Below are 16,238 nucleotides of genomic sequence, written 5' to 3'. Positions count from 1 at the left end.
TCTTGAACTTTCATGTAAGTCATATTTAGCAAAATATAAGAGCTAGCTAGAAGGAGTAATCATAAATTGTTAAATGAAATTAAGCAGAGTCAAAGCATTAAGGTTTTTGTTAATTTGTTTGTCGTTCTGATGTGGATAATATTATCTACAGAGAAAGCGTATATGACAAATGGTTTTGTTACAGGAAGTAACAATATACTGGTAACTATTTTAATTTTATTTACTATTTGCATTTATATCTTTTTTAATGGATACACTATTAATAAACGAGATTTGGTTATATTTGTTTCAGTATCTTTTGGAATAATAGTTAGCTATTTATTTCTAAATGGTGATTTAAAAGAAGCGGTTAGATATCTGACAATTCTTATGATTGTCTACTTAATATCAATAATCAATGTAAATAACTTGAACCTAGTTCTTTTATTCAGGAGTGTAGTTGTAATTGGTTTCTTTTTTACTATAATAGATGTATTTAGTGGAGTAGAAAGAGTTTCAGGTTCGCTAGCTACAAGTCCGACTCTGTTTTCATTTCTAATGTTAATTACCATTGTATATACTCTTTTCAATCCTAAAAAAATTAGCAAAGTAGACATCTTTTTTATAGTTACTGCCTCTTGTTTAATATTTATATCTGATAGTAGATCTACAATTGTTGCTTGTATTTTTATTGTTTCAGTTTTCATTATGAAGAAATTATTAGATGATAAAAAAGCAACATTTAAGTATGTTACTTATACCTTAGTTACTATAGTGATTGTAGGCTTTTGTTATGCGGTCCTAACGAATAAGCTTGTACTTAGAGAAGGTGCCCAATACAGTAACATGACTAGGGTAAAATTTTTAGTGAATGCTTTTAACGAGTTTACATCAAACTTTTTGCATTTTTTCACTGGGATGGGCTCTGGGAAAGCTTTTGAAATCAATACTATTTTAACAGGTTCGAGAATACCACTTCACTTCGATTTATTAGTTGTTATTGTCGATTTTGGGATACTAGGTCTTTTGTGTATGCTACTCATCCCTTTTGTGATGTATAAACCATTTCTATGGCCATGTTGGATTTTGCTCTTATTGGGAAGTGTGCATAATTTACTTTATTATCCAATTGGACTCTTGTTTGTTTTCTTAGTAGCAAAAGCTATTTCTTCTCGTAAAGAAGAAAGTCATAAGTCTAAGAAAGTTTGCTTAGTAGGTTCAAGTGGTGGACATTTAATACAACTATACCAGTTAAAAGATTGGTACAGTAAGTATGACCGGTTTTGGGTTACCTTTGATAAACAAGATAGTAGGTCACTTTTAAATGGAGAAAGGGTTTATTGGTGTTATCATCCAACGAATAGAAATATAAAAAATTTAATAAGGAACACATTTCTAGCTATAAAATTGTTATTAATAGAAAGGCCAGATGTTATCATTTCAACTGGTGCTGCACCCGCAATTCCTTTCTTTTATCTTGGAAAGCTGCTTGGATCTAAATTAATTTACATTGAAGTTTATGATAGAATTGATCTTCCAACTCTAACAGGAAAAATAGTCTATCCTATTACTGACTCATTTATTTTACAATGGGAAGAGCAAAAGAAACACTATCCAAAGGGTAAAGTGCTGGGAGGACTATTATGATATTTGTTACAGTAGGAACTCACGAACAACAATTTGATAGATTAATTCAAGAAGTAGATAAATTAAAAGAACATGGCTTTATTAAAGAGGAAGTTTTTATTCAAAGTGGCTATTGTTCATTTGAACCTAAGTATTGTGATCATGAAAAAATGATCAATTATGACGATATGTTAAATAAAATGAATGAAGCTAGAATTGTAATTACTCATGGAGGACCGGGTAGTATTATGGTACCTCTATCTTTAAATAAGATACCGATTGTTGTTCCTAGACAATCTCAATTTGAAGAACATGTAGACGATCATCAGGTTTTATTTTGTGAAAGATTAGATAGTGAAAATAAAGTCATTCCTATTTATAATATAAAAAAATTAAAGACTTTAATTGAAAATTATGATGCAGAAGTTTCCGGGAAATCCCTAATAGGTTCCGCTTCAAATAAGTTGAATTTCCTTAATAAGTTTGGGAAGATTGCAGATGATTTGATAACCGACTAAATATAAATTTAGTGGTACTGTTTATTTTATCCTTTCAAATCTACCTAGGGCTAAGGTGCCTGTGATGCCATTTGTGTAGCTCATAACAAACTGCTACTAATAGCATTTTATAGGCTTGGCTGATAAACTCGAAGGTGGTACAGTTCACCTAAGAGAAGATTCTCTCCTTTAGTTCTAGGTCTTATAGTTCTAATAGATTCGAGGTACTGAATGTGAACTTGTATATTTGTTCTACTACTTACCATATTTATGTTAGTTTATGTATTCATATGGCGAGTCGCAAAAAAGGTATATTATATTTAACCACAAACAATAAAAAAACATATAAGGTTTTTCTTGAATTAGAAAAAAAGATTTTGCAAATTGGGTTAATGGATGAAGTGGTAATTAGGCACAGAGGACGTTTAAAAGAGCATTTATATATTGAAAATATTATAGATCGAAACGAATACAAAAAGTTTAAGGGGAAAGTTGAAAATGGAACAGTATATAATTTTGGATGGAATCCTTATACTCTTTTTGTATCATCAAATTTTCTTTATAAAAAGCTCAACAATTTTATATTTGTAGAGGACGGAGCAAATGTATATGCCTTTGCAAAACCTACAAAAAGAACCTTATTATTAAAGAAGTACTTGTATGGAATTAATTCGGACTTCTATAAAAATGAAAAAGTGAAAAAAATACTCGTTCAATATCCTGAAAAGTACCAATCTCACCTGAAAAATAAGTTGGAACACCTTAACCTAAATAGTCTTGTCAGTAAATTGTCAGATATTGAAATACAGAAAATCATACAGGCTTTTGTAACCAATGATGAACTGAAGAAGTTGAATGCTCTATCAACTGACAATAGTATTATTTTCTTAACACAGCCATTATCAGAAGATGGTTTTATTTCCGAAAAAGAAAAGATCACCCTCTATAAAAAATTGGTTAAAGAATATGGTGATGGTCATAAAATAATTATTAAAAAGCACCCTCGTGAAACAACTAAATATTGTTTTGACAATATATTAGAGATCGATGCTAGTTTTCCTAGTGAACTTTTTTCTTTACTTGGGATTAAATTCAGTAAAGCAATTGGAATATGTACTAGTGCTATAAACACAATAGATGCAAAAGAAAAATTTAATGTAGATGAAAAATTTCTTATGAATTTAAAGGAGAATAAAAAGTAATGAAACCTTTTATACAAATAGGAGACCGAAAGATAGGAGAAGATCATGCACCCTTCGTTATAGCGGAAATTGGTATTAATCATGAAGGGAGTTTAACAGTAGCCAAAGAGATGGTAGACGCTGCAGCGTCTGCAGGAGCAGAAGTGATTAAACATCAAACGCACGTTGTTGAAGACGAAATGAGTAAAGAAGCAAAAGAAGTTATTCCAGGAAATACAGATGTATCTATATATGATGTTATGGAAAGATGTGCTCTAAATGAAGAGGATGAGATAACCTTAAAAGAATATGTCGAATCAAAAGGGATGATTTATTTAAGTACACCATTCTCAAGAGCGGCGGCAGAAAGACTCGAAAGGATGGGTGTGTTAGCATATAAAATTGGTTCTGGTGAATGCAACAATTATCCACTAATTGAGCATGTTGCTTCTTTTGGTAAACCTATGATTGTTTCTACTGGAATGAACGATATCCCAAGTATAAAGAAAACTGTAGAAATTTTAGAAAAGTATAACGTTCAATATGCATTATTACATTGTACAAACCTATACCCAACACCAGCATCGTTAGTAAGGTTAGGTGGAATGCAAGAACTACAAAAAGAATTTCCTAATGCAGTAATTGGGCTATCTGATCATACTGTTAATAATAATGCGTGTTTGGCAGCAACTGCTCTAGGTGCTTCTGTTTTAGAAAGGCATTTTACTGACTCTAAAGATCGAAAAGGACCGGATATCTTATGTTCAATGGTTCCAACAGAGCTATGTGATTTAGTTAAAGGAAGTGTTGAAATAGCTCAGATGAGAGGTGGGAAAAAAGAAGCTGCTGAAGAAGAAAGAGTGACGATAGATTTTGCTTTTGCAACCGTAGTGGCTATTAAAGATATTAAAGCTGGTGACGCTTTAACTATGGAAAACATTTGGGTTAAGAGACCAGGTACAGGAGAAATTAAAGCAGAGCACTATAATAACTCTTGGGAAAAAAAGTAACTAATAATATCCAAGATGATACTCACTTGTGTTGGACAGACATTGAAAAATAATGGAGTAATAAAAATGAAAAAGAAAATTTTATTTATGACAGGGACTAGAGCAGACTACGGAAAAATTAAATCGCTTATGCAACGAGTGGAGAAAAGTGACAAGTTTGACCTGCACATCTTTGTAACAGGTATGCATATGTTGGCGAAATATGGATCCACATGGAAAGAACTTAAAAAAGATGGCTTTGAAAATTTGTATCAATTTATCAATCAAAAAACTGATTCACATATGGATTCGGCCTTAAGTAATACGATAATGGGATTGTCAAATTATGTTCATGAATTAAAGCCTGATTTAATTATTGTTCATGGAGATCGCTTAGAAGCTCTGGCCGGTGCTATAGTAGGTGCATTTAATAATATTAAGGTAGCTCATATTGAAGGCGGAGAAGTTTCAGGGACAATTGATGAATCAATCCGACATGCCATTACTAAGTTTTCTCATATTCATTTAGTAAGTAACGAAGAAGCTAAAAAGAGAATTGTTCAGCTAGGTGAAAAGGAAGAATCAATATTCATTATTGGATCACCTGATATTGACATTATGAATTCAGAGAAATTGCCTTCAATTATTCAATCTAAAAAAAGGTATGAAATTCCTTTTGATAAATTTGCGATTTTAATGTATCATCCTGTAACAACAGAAGTGGATCAATTAGGAAATCATGTGAAACAATTAGTGAACTCCGCTATTGAGTCGGGTCTAAATTACGTTGTTGTTTATCCTAATAATGACGAAGGAAGTAAAATAATCTTATCTGAATTTAAAAGGTTCGAAGGTAATGAAAAGTTTAGGGTGTTTCCATCCATTAAGTTTGAATACTTTTTAACCTTGTTAAAGCATTGTGAGTTTATTATTGGGAATTCTAGTGCTGGTATTAGAGAGGCAGGAGTATACGCTATCCCAACAATTGATATCGGTAATAGACAGAAAAATAGGTACGATTTAAATTACCCAAACCATATTATACATGTTCATGAAGAGGAAAGAGCAATAAAAGAAGCGATAAAAAGGATAGATAAAAACGTTTTAAAACCACTTAGTACGTTTGGTGATGGAAAAAGTGACAAAAAATTTATTGATATATTAGAAAGTGAAGAGATTTGGGAGTTAAAAATCCAAAAAAGCTTTATTGATGTTGAATACTGATGGGTGAAAATTATGTATAATAATAAAAAATTCTTAGCAATTATTCCAGCTAGAGGAGGAAGTAAGGGTATTCCTCGAAAAAATTTAGCAGATGTAAAAGGTGCTCCCCTAATATCTTATTCTATTGAAGAAGCTCTCAAGTCTAAATATCTAGATTCGGTAATAGTTTCTACAGAAGATCAGGAAATTGCTGAGGTATCTACTCAATTGGGAGCAGAGATACCATTTTTAAGGCCAAATGAATTCGCTAGTGATACGGCCAAGACCATAGAGGTCCTTGTTTATACAGTAAACAAGTTGGAAGAAAGCGGAAGGAACTATGATTACCTTGTCTTATTACAACCTACGCAACCATTAAGAAAAAGTTGGCATATTGATGAAGCTATTGAACAGATAGTTAATAGCTCATATAGTGATTTGGTGAGTGTTTCGAAGGTAGATGATCATCCTATTCTCGTTAGAAAGATTTCTGATGATGGGTCGGTGATCAATTTATTGGATGTTAATAGCTCAGTTAGAAGGCAGGATTTCCCTGATTTTTATAAAGTAAATGGTGCAATCTATATAAATAAAATAGATGATCAATTCGGCTTGCAATCTAGTTTAAATGACAACAAATTAGCTTATATTATGAGTAAGGAATATGATTTAGATATTGATGAGCCATTAGATTTAGAAATATTAAAACTCATGATTAAATAGGAGTTAATGATAATCCCCAGAAGTGCATTTTGCTGTTGATGGGGATTTTTATTGTAGAAATTTCTTCGATAGTAATTGTAAATTTCGATTTTGAAAGGTGAACAAAATGATAAAAAAGTTCTTTTCATCATCTTTATTTAAGTCAGCAGGAATATTCACCATTGCTAACATTTTTAATGCATCCATACCCTTTCTTCTGTTACCAGTCTTGACAAGGTATTTATCACCTGAAGAATTCGGTGTTTATTCTATGTTTAAAGTGTTTGTGGGCTTGGTATTTTCAGTGATAGGAATAGGTATTAACGGGGCAATAACAAGAATGTATTATGAAAAAGATGATATAGACTTTCCTAGTTACATTGGTAATTCCGTCATACTAGTTACCATCAGTACGACTATTATATTTCTTCTTTTTGCTGTAGCTCCTGATTTTATTAGTTCTATTAGCTCATTACCCAATAGCTGGATCTGGTTAATTATTGTCACATCCTATGGGAAAGTTCTGTTTCAACTAATTTTAGTCGTTTGGCAAGTAAAATTTAGACCAATATCGTTTGGGCTGTTTCAAGTGTCACAAACAGTTATTAACTTCGCAATTAGCTTAGTGTTTGTGATTAGTTTATATATGGGCTGGAAGGGACCTATATTAGCTGAAGCGATATCATTTGGTTTGTTTGGTCTATTTAGTTTACTTTTTCTTAGGAAGAACAAATCACTCTCGTTTAACTTAAACAAACAATATATGAAACACGCTTTGAAGTTTGGAATTCCATTAATTCCACATGTATTAGGAATGTATATTATTACTGCAAGTGATCGTTTTTTTATTAATAATATGGTCGGGGTTTATGAGGTTGGTATTTATGCTACAGGATACCAAGTAGGGATGATCCTAATGATCTTACAAGATTCTTTTAATAAAGCTTGGGTTCCCTGGCTATTTGAAAGATTGAAGGAAAATGATTTTGAATTTAAAAGGAAAATAGTGAAGATAACATATGTATATTTTGTAACTATCCTTTTTATTGCTTTTATTTTATCTCTATTATCACCTTGGTTATTAAGCTTTCTAGTTGGAGAAGAGTATAGGAATGCCTCTGTATATATTGCTTGGTTAGCTTTTGGTTATGCGTTTAATGGTATGTATAAAATGGTCACGAATTATATCTTTTATGTAGAAAAAACGATCTATCTAGCTTATGTAACTGGTGTCACAGCAATAATAAACATCGGATTAAATTTTCTATTAATAAAAATGAATGGGGCAGTGGGTGCTTCTCAAGCTACTATGATTGCTTATATGATCTCTTTTATATTGACTTGGTTGATTTCTAGTAGAGCTTTTAAAATGCCTTGGCTTCCAAACAAAAATTAAACATGAGTTACTAAAATGAATATGTGGATTTAGCTTTTTTATCAAAAATTATTATTGTTTTCTATATATAATAATATTGAATAAGTTCACATCTTGCTAAAACTGTAATAGGTATTTCATGACATTTTATGAAGTTAATCATCATAAAATTGATGTTATCAAACCGAATTTCATAGGATGATAATTATTTTAACTCGAATTGATCTTGGTTATTTTATTAAATAATAAGGAGAATTGACTATGTACAAAATCGCCGTTGCAGGAACAGGCTACGTTGGCTTATCAAACGCGATTCTTTTAGCGCAGCATAACGAGGTGGTTGCGCTGGATATCGTTCAAGAAAAAGTCGATATGATGAACAATAAAAAATCACCTATTATTGATAAGGAGATTGAAGAATACTTATCAACCAAGACGTTAAACTTTAAAGCGACAACCAATCATCATGAAGCATTTGAAAAAGCAGATTATGTGATTATTTCAACACCGACAAATTATGACCCTGATAAAAATTATTTCAATACGAGCACAGTGGAAGACGTGATCGAAAAGGTGTTAGAGATCAATCCAGATACTGTGATGGTCATTAAATCAACCATACCTGTGGGCTATACGGAAGGCATGAAAGCAAAATATCAAACAAACAACATTATCTTCTCTCCAGAGTTTTTGCGAGAAGGAAAAGCATTATACGATAACCTTTATCCTTCACGTATTGTTATAGGAGAACAATCAAAACGTGCTGAAATATTTGCTGATTTATTAAAGCAAGGCGCATTAAAGGAAGATATTGATGTATTATTCACGAATGCTACGGAAGCGGAAGCGATCAAATTATTTGCTAATACGTATTTAGCGATGCGTGTTGCCTTCTTCAATGAACTAGATTCGTATGCGGAAGTAAGGGGACTAGATACGAAACAAATTATTGATGGGATAGGTCTTGATCCTCGAATTGGTACACATTACAACAATCCATCCTTCGGATATGGAGGCTATTGTTTGCCAAAAGATACTAAGCAGTTACTTGCTAACTATCAAGATGTGCCGAATAATATTATGGGTGCCATTGTAGACGCCAATCGAACAAGAAAAGATCATATTGCTGAGATGATTATGAAGCGTAAGCCAAAGACTGTTGGTATCTACCGGCTAACGATGAAAATGGATTCGGATAACTTTAGGCAATCAGCGATTCAAGGTGTAATGAAGCGCTTGCGTGACAAAGGAACTGAAGTGGTTATTTATGAGCCTACACTCACCGAACATCAATTTAATGGTTTGAAGGTAATTAAAGACTTTGGTGAATTTAAAAAGAATAGTGATGTGATTGTAGCCAATCGCCTTACGGATGAACTGAAAGAAGTAGCAGATAAAGTGTATACAAGAGATATTTATAGTAGAGATTAGACTGAAAGAAGAGCGTTTACAAATGGAGTCATTGTAGATGTTCTTCTTTTACTTTTTGCAAAAAAAATTAAGGGGATTAATTGATAAATAATGGTTCTAAAGTTATACTTCCTATATAAGAATAATAATTAGGATAACTCTTTATAGGTTTTTTTTAACTAATAAATTGTAAAGGAAAAGAGGACGGAAATATATAAAGAATGTAGGATATGACCTTGATAAGTCAATGAAATATGTTATTTTAATATTGTAAAACTTTAAAATACTATTATTTTTTTGAAAATAATGTAGAAATATGACTCTATTACTTTTATAATAGAAAAAGTTAATTCTTTGAAGAGCATAAATAATATTTACATAGATGGAGGACTACATGGAGGAGACAATTAGTTTAAAGGAAATCTATCAAATGTTAGTAAAGAGATGGAAGTTAATCATATTCATTACGCTAACGGTAACGATGGTAAGTGGAATTATTAGTTACTTTTTTTTGACGCCTATTTATCAAACCTCTACACAATTGTTAGTAAACCAATCGAATGAAGAGAATAATGCGCAGGTGAGTGAAATACAATACAACCTGCAATTGATTAAGACATATAACGTGATTATTAAGAGTCCATTAATATTAGATTTAGTCATTGAGGAGCTGGAATTAGCGGAAACCTCTTCTCAGCTCAATAATCGAATCACCGTTGGTAGCGAGCAAGATTCGCAAGTGGTGTCCATTACTGTGAAGGATGAAAACCCAGAGCGAGCGGTGACGATTGCAAATACGATCGCGTCCGTTTTTCAAGAAGAAGTGCAAGAACTGATGAATGTAGAGAATGTTTCGATCTTGTCGAAAGCGGAATTGGGTGACAACCCTTCGCCGGTTGAGCCGAAAAAGACATTAAATGTGGCGATTGCGTTTGTAGTAGGATTAATGATTTCTGTCGGGCTAGCCTTCTTATTAGAGTACTTAGATACATCGATCAAATCGGAGCAAGATATTGAAAAGATTCTCGGAGTACCTGTTCTAGGTTCAATCATGATTATGAATCAGCAAGAAGACCAGAAACAAATAGAGTCTTTGAAAAGGAGTGGAGAAGCCCGTCATGTTTAAACGTAAAAAAGGCCCACGTCATTTTCGGCATAATAACCGCAGTTTAGTGACCTTAAGAACGCCTAAATCACCGGTTTCAGAACAATTTCGGACGATTCGTACCAATATCGATTTTTCATCGATTGATGAAGAAATTAGGTCCATTTTAGTAACATCAACAGGTCCTGGGGAAGGAAAATCAACGGTTGCCGCGAATTTAGCCTGTGTATACGCTCAGCAAGGGAAAAAAGTTCTACTTGTTGACAGCGATTTACGTAAATCAACTGTTCATTATACGTTTCGAGTAGAGAACCTGTACGGGTTAACAAGCGTTTTATTAAAGCAAGTACCAATGGAAAAAGCAATTCAAGATTGTGAACAAGACCGCCTCCATATTTTAACGGGGGGACCGACACCTCCTAATCCAGCAGAGTTATTGTCGTCAAAGGCAATGTTTGAACTAATTGAATCGGTTAAAGAGCATTATGACATCGTCATCATCGATGCACCGCCAATTTTAGCGGTAGCCGATGCACGAATTATTGCCAATCATGTAGATGGGACGTTACTTGTCGTCTCAAGTGGAAAAACTGACAAAGACCAAGCAGTGAAAGCAAAGGAAGCACTTGAACAATCCCGATCAAAGCTATTAGGAGCTGTGTTAAACGGGAAAAAGCATGATGATCAACACTTGTATTATTACTATGGGTGATATAGGGAAGGCAGGTAAATAAAATGATTGATTGTCATTGTCACATATTACCTGGTGTGGATGATGGAGCAGCGAATATGGAAGAGAGTATCGCGATGGCAAAAATGGCTTCTAAGGAAGGCATTGAGGTGATTGTTGCCACTCCTCATCATCAAACTCGTCATTATCACAATCCTAAAGAAAAAGTATCTGAATGGGTTACTCGGTTAAATGGGGTCCTTCAGCAAGAAGGAGTTCCTATCAAGGTTGTCCCAGGACAGGAAGTTCGTTTATATGGTGAACTGGCGAAAGACTTAGACCTTGATATTCAAACGTTACACAATAGTTCGTATGTATTAGTTGAGTTTCCATCTAATCATGTCCCACGTTATGTAACAGAGTTGTTTTTCGAACTCAAGCTAAAGGGAATCACGCCGATTATCGCTCATCCAGAACGAAATGCGGAAATCATTCAGCAACCAGACTTGTTGTTTCAGTTAATTGATAAGGGAGCACTTGCTCAACTTACGAATGCATCCATTATTGGTGATTTCGGACGAAAAATCCAGAAATTTTCACTACAACTTTTAGAACATGGACAAGCACATATAGTGGCGTCAGATGCACATAACTTAACAAATCGACCATTCTACACGAGAGAGGCTTTACATGTGATTGAAAAAAAACTCGGACAAGATATGGTCTTTTATTTTACAGAAAATGCCCAACTATTAATTGCTAATAAAACGATTGATAGAATCAGGCCTACTCCCATACGAAAAAGGGTGTTTGGAATCTTTTGAATGTTAGGAATATATATAGTGTATTTTCAACTAGATGATTATAAACATAAAGGTTTACCTAGACATTAATTTATATAAAAGGTTTGGTGATGTCTCCTCACCGTTATCAATGGAGGCACTCGACTACATCGCGGGTCCATATCGGTCGGCTTAGACGCTCGTCGTCAAAGGTGTGGTGTGAGGAGGGGTTAGATGCCCAATTTTTAAAGCTAGTTATAAAACATTATACAACAATCTGATCATTTGTAAAGCGCTTTCATGATCAAAAAAAGTGTGTTATTATGTGATGGAAACTAGTTTCAATTCCATTTTGTTATCATGTAAAAACATAGTTTTTTGATGCTAAATTACGATATGAAAGTGAAAATATTGATTGAAATTGTATCGTTCATAGGTTTTTTGATTGGAAAATGGTATATTTTAATAGTACTGAATTAATTTGAGGTGAATGACATGAAAAAAGTAAAAAAAGCAATTATTCCTGCTGCAGGACTTGGAACAAGATTTTTACCTGCAACAAAGGCAATGCCGAAAGAAATGTTACCAATTGTTGATAAACCTACGATTCAATATATTGTAGAAGAGGCGATTGCTTCTGGAATTGAGGACATCATTATCGTAACAGGAAAAGGAAAACGGGCTATTGAGGATCATTTTGACTTTTCTTTTGAACTAGAAGAGAACTTAGTATCGAAGCAAAAATTCGATCTTTTAGAGAAGGTTAAAGAGTCTTCTAAGGTCGATATTCATTATATTCGTCAAAAAGAACCAAAAGGGTTAGGTCATGCGGTATGGTGTGCCCGTAAGTTTATAGGTGATGAACCGTTTGCGGTTTTACTCGGTGATGATATTGTGGTTGCGGAGAAACCTGGTTTAAAGCAACTAATGGATCAATATGAAAAAACGTTATCGTCCGTGATTGGCGTACAAGCTGTACCTGATGAAGAAACCCACAGATACGGGATTATCGACCCGCTTGTTCAAGAGGATCGTGCGTATCAAGTCAATAAGTTTGTGGAGAAGCCAAAGAAAGGAACCGCGCCTTCTAATTTAGCCATTATGGGTCGCTACGTGCTAACACCTGAAATATTTATGTTTTTAGAGAAACAAGAAACAGGATCAGGTGGGGAAGTTCAGCTAACGGATGCGATTGAACAGCTAAATCAGATTCAACGCGTGTTTGCCTATGACTTTGAAGGGGAGCGTTACGACGTAGGAGAAAAACTAGGATTTATTAAAACGCAAATTGAGTTCGCGTTAATGAATGATGAGTTAAAAGGAGATGTCCTTTCTTTTCTTGAAGAGAAAGTGAAGGAAATAGATAAAAAGTAAGGTTCATAAAGATTGGAGAAGAACTAGGTTCCTAGTTCTTTTTTTATGCATTTTTTAGAAAAGGAGGCGAGTGAAGTGAGTTATCAAAAACGGTTATCTTTATTATTTATATTAGATTCATTTATCGTGTTAACATCAGTTTATATTAGTTATTGGTTTATTCGACCAGGATTGCTACAAGATGTTCCATCTACACTTGTTTTAAGTTCTTTAATCTTATTAATTAGTCATCATATTTTTGCCTACATATATAAACTTTACGTGAAAGCATGGGAATACGCTAGCATTATGGAATTAATCAATATCTTTAAAGCAGTTTCTTTCTCCGTGATTGTCACAGCTTCAGTCCAGTGGATCATTGATGGAGACATTTATGTGCGTGTGCTCGCGATTACGTGGATGGCTCATATGTTGTTAATTGGTGGTTCTCGATTTGCTTGGAGAGTGGTTCGAGATCAATATCTTTTAACGGGAAAAGGAAAAAAACGTGTCCTTATTGTTGGGGCGGGTTCAGCAGGAACGATGGTGGCAAGACAATTGTTACGCAATCAAGATTCAGAGCTTTGTCCTGTTGCTTTTGTGGACGATGATCCAAAAAAGCAGCGATTGGAGATCTTCAATATCCCAATCGCTGGCACTATTCATGAAATAGAATCAATTGTCAAAGAATATACTATACATAAAATTATTATAGCGATTCCATCATTAAAAAGAAGTGAAATAAGCACTATTTTTGAACAGTGTATAAAGACCAATGTCAAGACACAAATTATTCCTTTATTAGAAGATTTAATCGAAGGAAAAGTCTCTGTCAACCAGCTTCGTGATGTCCAAGTAGAGGACTTATTAGGAAGGGAATCTGTTCGATTAGATGACAAAGGAATTAGTGGAACCGTGACTGGTAAAACGATCCTTGTAACCGGCGCAGGTGGATCGATAGGTTCTGAGATTTGTAGACAAGTGATAAAATATAAACCGAAAAAAATAGTCTTACTTGGTCATGGTGAAAATAGTATCTACCATATCGAAATGGAGCTTTTAAACTGTTTCAAAAATAAAGTTGAACTCTTGACAGAAATTGCTGATATTCAAGATCGTGATAAAATCTTCTCCATTATTGAACATCATCAACCCACGATTGTGTACCATGCGGCAGCACATAAACATGTACCGTTAATGGAACGTAATCCAGAGGAAGCGATTAAGAATAATATCATTGGTACGAAAAACGTCGTTGAAGCATCGGATACGTTCGGTGTAGACACGTTTGTGATGGTTTCCACAGACAAAGCAGTCAACCCAACGAACGTGATGGGCGCAACGAAGCGTGTGGCAGAAATGATTGTTCAGCACTATGCCTCCATCAGCAAGACAAAGTTTGTGGCCGTACGTTTTGGAAATGTACTTGGTAGTAGAGGAAGCGTCATCCCCCTATTTAAAAAGCAAATTCAAAGCGGTGGACCCATTACGGTTACCCATCCTGAGATTACCCGTTATTTCATGACGATTCCTGAAGCATCTAGACTCGTCATTCAGGCAGGTGCACTCGCAAAAGGGGAAGAAATCTTCGTTCTTGATATGGGCGAGCCTGTGAAGATCGTCGATTTGGCGAAGAACCTGATCGTTTTATCTGGTTATTCACTCGACGATATCGAAATTAAGTTTACTGGTTTGCGACCAGGCGAAAAAATGTACGAAGAACTATTGAACGAAAACGAAGTTCAACAAGAACAAGTCTTTCCAAAGATTCATATTGGCAAAACAACAGGAATAGAGTTTGGTGTAATCCAATCGTTCATTCATCGTTTCGAGGAGATGGAAAAGAACGAGATTCGAGAAACGTTGTTGTCGTATGCGAATAAAAGTGAAGTTGAGAAGAGTGTGGTGTGAAAGCGCACTTTTCAGAAAGTAGGAAGAAATATTCTTTCTACTTTCAACTTCTTACTTTAAATGAGCAAATTCAGATCAAAAAAAATTCCATTAAATTAAATAGAAAAAGACATGACCACTAACTTGGGTTAAAATTAAAGCTCCAACACCATAACCCTAACCAAGGAGTGTTCATGTCCAATGACTAGATTATCACACCAAGAAAAAATCCACAATATTTTAGAGGAATGGCGTTTACCACTTTATCCAAGCCGTCTATGAACCATCTTGTTTCTATGATTGATGGGATGCTGAGTTTCGGTTTCACAGGAAAGATATCGCAAATTCATGCGCTAAGCTTTTGTAAAAAACATCGTACAACATTAAGCTATTTTTTAAATAAAGGTGCTTGGGACGAAAACTTTTTAAATGAAATTTCCAAACAAAAAACCACCCAAACCATTCATAAAAATGCGAAAACAAAGAAGGAACCTGTATTCCTTCTTTTTGATGACACAATCGGACAAAAGACCAAACCTTCGTCACAGGCTCAGTCTCCTATTGAATCTTGTCAGTACCATTTTTGTCACAAAGAAAGAAAACCTGTTTACGGACATCAAGTCGTTGGAATGATGATGCAAAGCGGGGATTTAGCCTATCCCTATGATTTCGCCCTATATAACCAATCGAAAGAAAAGAGTAAAATTCAAATGGCCGTTGATATGATTGACTCTTATGTAAAGCGAACTGTATCAACTTATATTCTTTGTGATAGTTGGTATACCTCTAAACGTATCATTGAAGCTGGACTAGGGAAAGGAATTCATACGATAGGAGCTCTTAGAAGCAATCGCATCTTTTTTCCAAAAGGCGAGCGAAAACAAATCAAACAGTTTGTTCCTGATATTTCAATGGAAGAAACCGACCTTGTGACCGTTGGTGATGAAACCTATCGAGTCTATCGTTACGAAGGAAAACTGAATGATTTAGAGCTTGGTGTTGTATTGCTTTGCTTCAAAGAAGGCGAACCAATGGAGCCTAAAAACGTACGCAGCTTCCTATGTACAGATATACAGCTATCCACAAAGAAAATCTTAGACTACTACTCCAAACGATGGTCAATTGAAACGTATTTTAAACAAATAAAAGGATCGTTAGGTTTTGATGGATATCAGATTCGCAGTGAAAAAGCGATCTTGAGATATTGGACAATTTTAAACTTCACCTATATTTTCGCAAGCCTTTTAAAAGGCACAAAATTTTTCGAAGCTCTCCATGAAATCAGGAATCAAAAGTTTGGTAGCATCATTAGGTTTGTATATGATCAAGCAACTAAAGGAGAAGAACTTGAAAAGATTAAAAAAGAGCTTTTAGTTGCCTAGGGTACTTGTCATTTCATTTTTGTTGGTAATTTTTGTATTGATTTTTGCTCAATTAGAGTTCTTAGATAATATAGAAGGTATCAAGTACACTTCC

At 34.3% G+C, this 16,238-nt stretch carries 15 protein-coding genes; 14 read left to right on the top strand and 1 reads right to left on the bottom strand.

The window, feature by feature from the left end:
* The first annotated feature begins 66 nt into the window (after positions 1-66).
* The 6 genes from pssD to LC087_RS11890 all read left to right on the top strand — a co-directional run bounded on the left by pssD (position 67) and on the right by LC087_RS11890 (position 6,198).
* Positions 67-1,626, top strand: a complete 1,560-nt coding sequence (gene pssD, locus LC087_RS11915; RefSeq protein WP_226542220.1) for a PssD/Cps14F family polysaccharide biosynthesis glycosyltransferase — start codon at positions 67-69, stop codon at positions 1,624-1,626.
* Entirely contained in the window at positions 1,623-2,123 is a 501-nt protein-coding gene (locus LC087_RS11910; protein ID WP_226542222.1) for a glycosyltransferase, read from the top strand. Before pssD ends, LC087_RS11910 begins: the two co-directional genes overlap by 4 nt.
* 212 nt (positions 2,124-2,335) lie before the next feature.
* A complete protein-coding gene (locus LC087_RS11905) occupies positions 2,336-3,304 on the top strand; it encodes an alpha-2,8-polysialyltransferase family protein (protein WP_226542225.1) in 969 nt (322 codons plus the stop codon).
* Positions 3,304-4,293 carry an N-acetylneuraminate synthase family protein gene (locus LC087_RS11900; protein WP_306019601.1) on the top strand — a complete coding sequence of 330 codons (990 nt, stop codon included), beginning with the start codon at positions 3,304-3,306 and terminating at the stop codon, positions 4,291-4,293. The genes LC087_RS11905 and LC087_RS11900 overlap by 1 nt, the downstream gene beginning before the upstream one ends.
* A gap of 66 nt (positions 4,294-4,359) precedes the next feature.
* Positions 4,360-5,496: a UDP-N-acetylglucosamine 2-epimerase gene (gene neuC, locus LC087_RS11895; protein ID WP_226542227.1), complete on the top strand. Its 1,137-nt coding sequence runs from the start codon at positions 4,360-4,362 to the stop codon at positions 5,494-5,496.
* A gap of 12 nt (positions 5,497-5,508) precedes the next feature.
* Entirely contained in the window at positions 5,509-6,198 is a 690-nt protein-coding gene (locus tag LC087_RS11890) for an acylneuraminate cytidylyltransferase family protein (RefSeq protein ID WP_226542236.1), read from the top strand.
* Between the two features lie 48 nt (positions 6,199-6,246).
* Here the strand turns inward: LC087_RS11890 and LC087_RS11885 are convergent, their stop codons facing one another.
* The gene (locus tag LC087_RS11885; RefSeq protein ID WP_226542240.1) at positions 6,247-6,384 is read right to left on the bottom strand and encodes a hypothetical protein; all 138 of its coding nucleotides are present in this window, start codon (positions 6,382-6,384) and stop codon (positions 6,247-6,249) included.
* Between LC087_RS11885 and LC087_RS11880 the strand changes: the two genes are divergently transcribed.
* The 8 genes from LC087_RS11880 to LC087_RS11845 all read left to right on the top strand — a co-directional run bounded on the left by LC087_RS11880 (position 6,350) and on the right by LC087_RS11845 (position 16,144).
* Positions 6,350-7,573 (top strand): flippase, encoded by a 1,224-nt coding sequence (locus LC087_RS11880; protein ID WP_226542238.1) that lies wholly within the window; start codon positions 6,350-6,352, stop codon positions 7,571-7,573. The genes LC087_RS11885 and LC087_RS11880 overlap by 35 nt on opposite strands.
* Positions 7,574-7,813: 240 nt before the next feature.
* On the top strand, positions 7,814-8,983 hold the full coding sequence (locus LC087_RS11875; RefSeq protein WP_226542228.1) for a nucleotide sugar dehydrogenase: 1,170 nt from the start codon (positions 7,814-7,816) through the stop codon (positions 8,981-8,983).
* 373 nt (positions 8,984-9,356) lie between these two features.
* On the top strand, positions 9,357-10,088 hold the full coding sequence (locus LC087_RS11870; RefSeq protein WP_226542229.1) for a YveK family protein: 732 nt from the start codon (positions 9,357-9,359) through the stop codon (positions 10,086-10,088).
* Positions 10,081-10,779 carry a CpsD/CapB family tyrosine-protein kinase gene (locus tag LC087_RS11865; protein WP_226542230.1) on the top strand — a complete coding sequence of 233 codons (699 nt, stop codon included), beginning with the start codon at positions 10,081-10,083 and terminating at the stop codon, positions 10,777-10,779. Before LC087_RS11870 ends, LC087_RS11865 begins: the two co-directional genes overlap by 8 nt.
* A gap of 23 nt (positions 10,780-10,802) precedes the next feature.
* Entirely contained in the window at positions 10,803-11,561 is a 759-nt protein-coding gene (locus LC087_RS11860; protein WP_226542231.1) for a tyrosine-protein phosphatase, read from the top strand.
* 453 nt (positions 11,562-12,014) lie between these two features.
* Complete coding sequence (galU, locus tag LC087_RS11855; RefSeq protein ID WP_226542233.1) at positions 12,015-12,893, top strand: UTP--glucose-1-phosphate uridylyltransferase GalU; 879 nt, start codon at positions 12,015-12,017, stop codon at positions 12,891-12,893.
* A gap of 75 nt (positions 12,894-12,968) precedes the next feature.
* Positions 12,969-14,783 (top strand): polysaccharide biosynthesis protein, encoded by a 1,815-nt coding sequence (locus LC087_RS11850; RefSeq protein ID WP_306019600.1) that lies wholly within the window; start codon positions 12,969-12,971, stop codon positions 14,781-14,783.
* Between the two features lie 227 nt (positions 14,784-15,010).
* Entirely contained in the window at positions 15,011-16,144 is a 1,134-nt protein-coding gene (locus tag LC087_RS11845) for an IS701 family transposase (RefSeq protein WP_306019599.1), read from the top strand.
* The last annotated feature ends 94 nt before the right edge of the window (positions 16,145-16,238 follow it).

The sequence above is a fragment of the Bacillus carboniphilus genome, from assembly GCF_020524035.2.
Lineage (GTDB): Bacteria > Bacillota > Bacilli > Bacillales > JAIVKR01 > Bacillus_CC.
The sequence above is the reverse complement of the archived record's forward strand: the minus strand, read 5'-3'. Positions and strand labels throughout refer to the sequence as shown.

Bases quoted from the DNA above. Each gene is read 5' to 3' on its own strand.
- LC087_RS11910 (WP_226542222.1), top strand. From the start codon at position 1,623: ATGATATTTGTTACAGTAGGAACTCACGAACAACAATTTGATAGATTA.
- LC087_RS11900 (WP_306019601.1), top strand. From the start codon at position 3,304: ATGAAACCTTTTATACAAATAGGAGACCGAAAGATAGGAGAAGATCAT.
- neuC (WP_226542227.1), top strand. From the start codon at position 4,360: ATGAAAAAGAAAATTTTATTTATGACAGGGACTAGAGCAGACTACGGA.
- LC087_RS11890 (WP_226542236.1), top strand. From the start codon at position 5,509: ATGTATAATAATAAAAAATTCTTAGCAATTATTCCAGCTAGAGGAGGA.
- LC087_RS11885 (WP_226542240.1), bottom strand. From the start codon at position 6,384: ATGGATGCATTAAAAATGTTAGCAATGGTGAATATTCCTGCTGACTTA.
- LC087_RS11875 (WP_226542228.1), top strand. From the start codon at position 7,814: ATGTACAAAATCGCCGTTGCAGGAACAGGCTACGTTGGCTTATCAAAC.
- LC087_RS11870 (WP_226542229.1), top strand. From the start codon at position 9,357: ATGGAGGAGACAATTAGTTTAAAGGAAATCTATCAAATGTTAGTAAAG.
- LC087_RS11865 (WP_226542230.1), top strand. From the start codon at position 10,081: ATGTTTAAACGTAAAAAAGGCCCACGTCATTTTCGGCATAATAACCGC.
- LC087_RS11860 (WP_226542231.1), top strand. From the start codon at position 10,803: ATGATTGATTGTCATTGTCACATATTACCTGGTGTGGATGATGGAGCA.
- galU (WP_226542233.1), top strand. From the start codon at position 12,015: ATGAAAAAAGTAAAAAAAGCAATTATTCCTGCTGCAGGACTTGGAACA.
- LC087_RS11845 (WP_306019599.1), top strand. From the start codon at position 15,011: ATGGCGTTTACCACTTTATCCAAGCCGTCTATGAACCATCTTGTTTCT.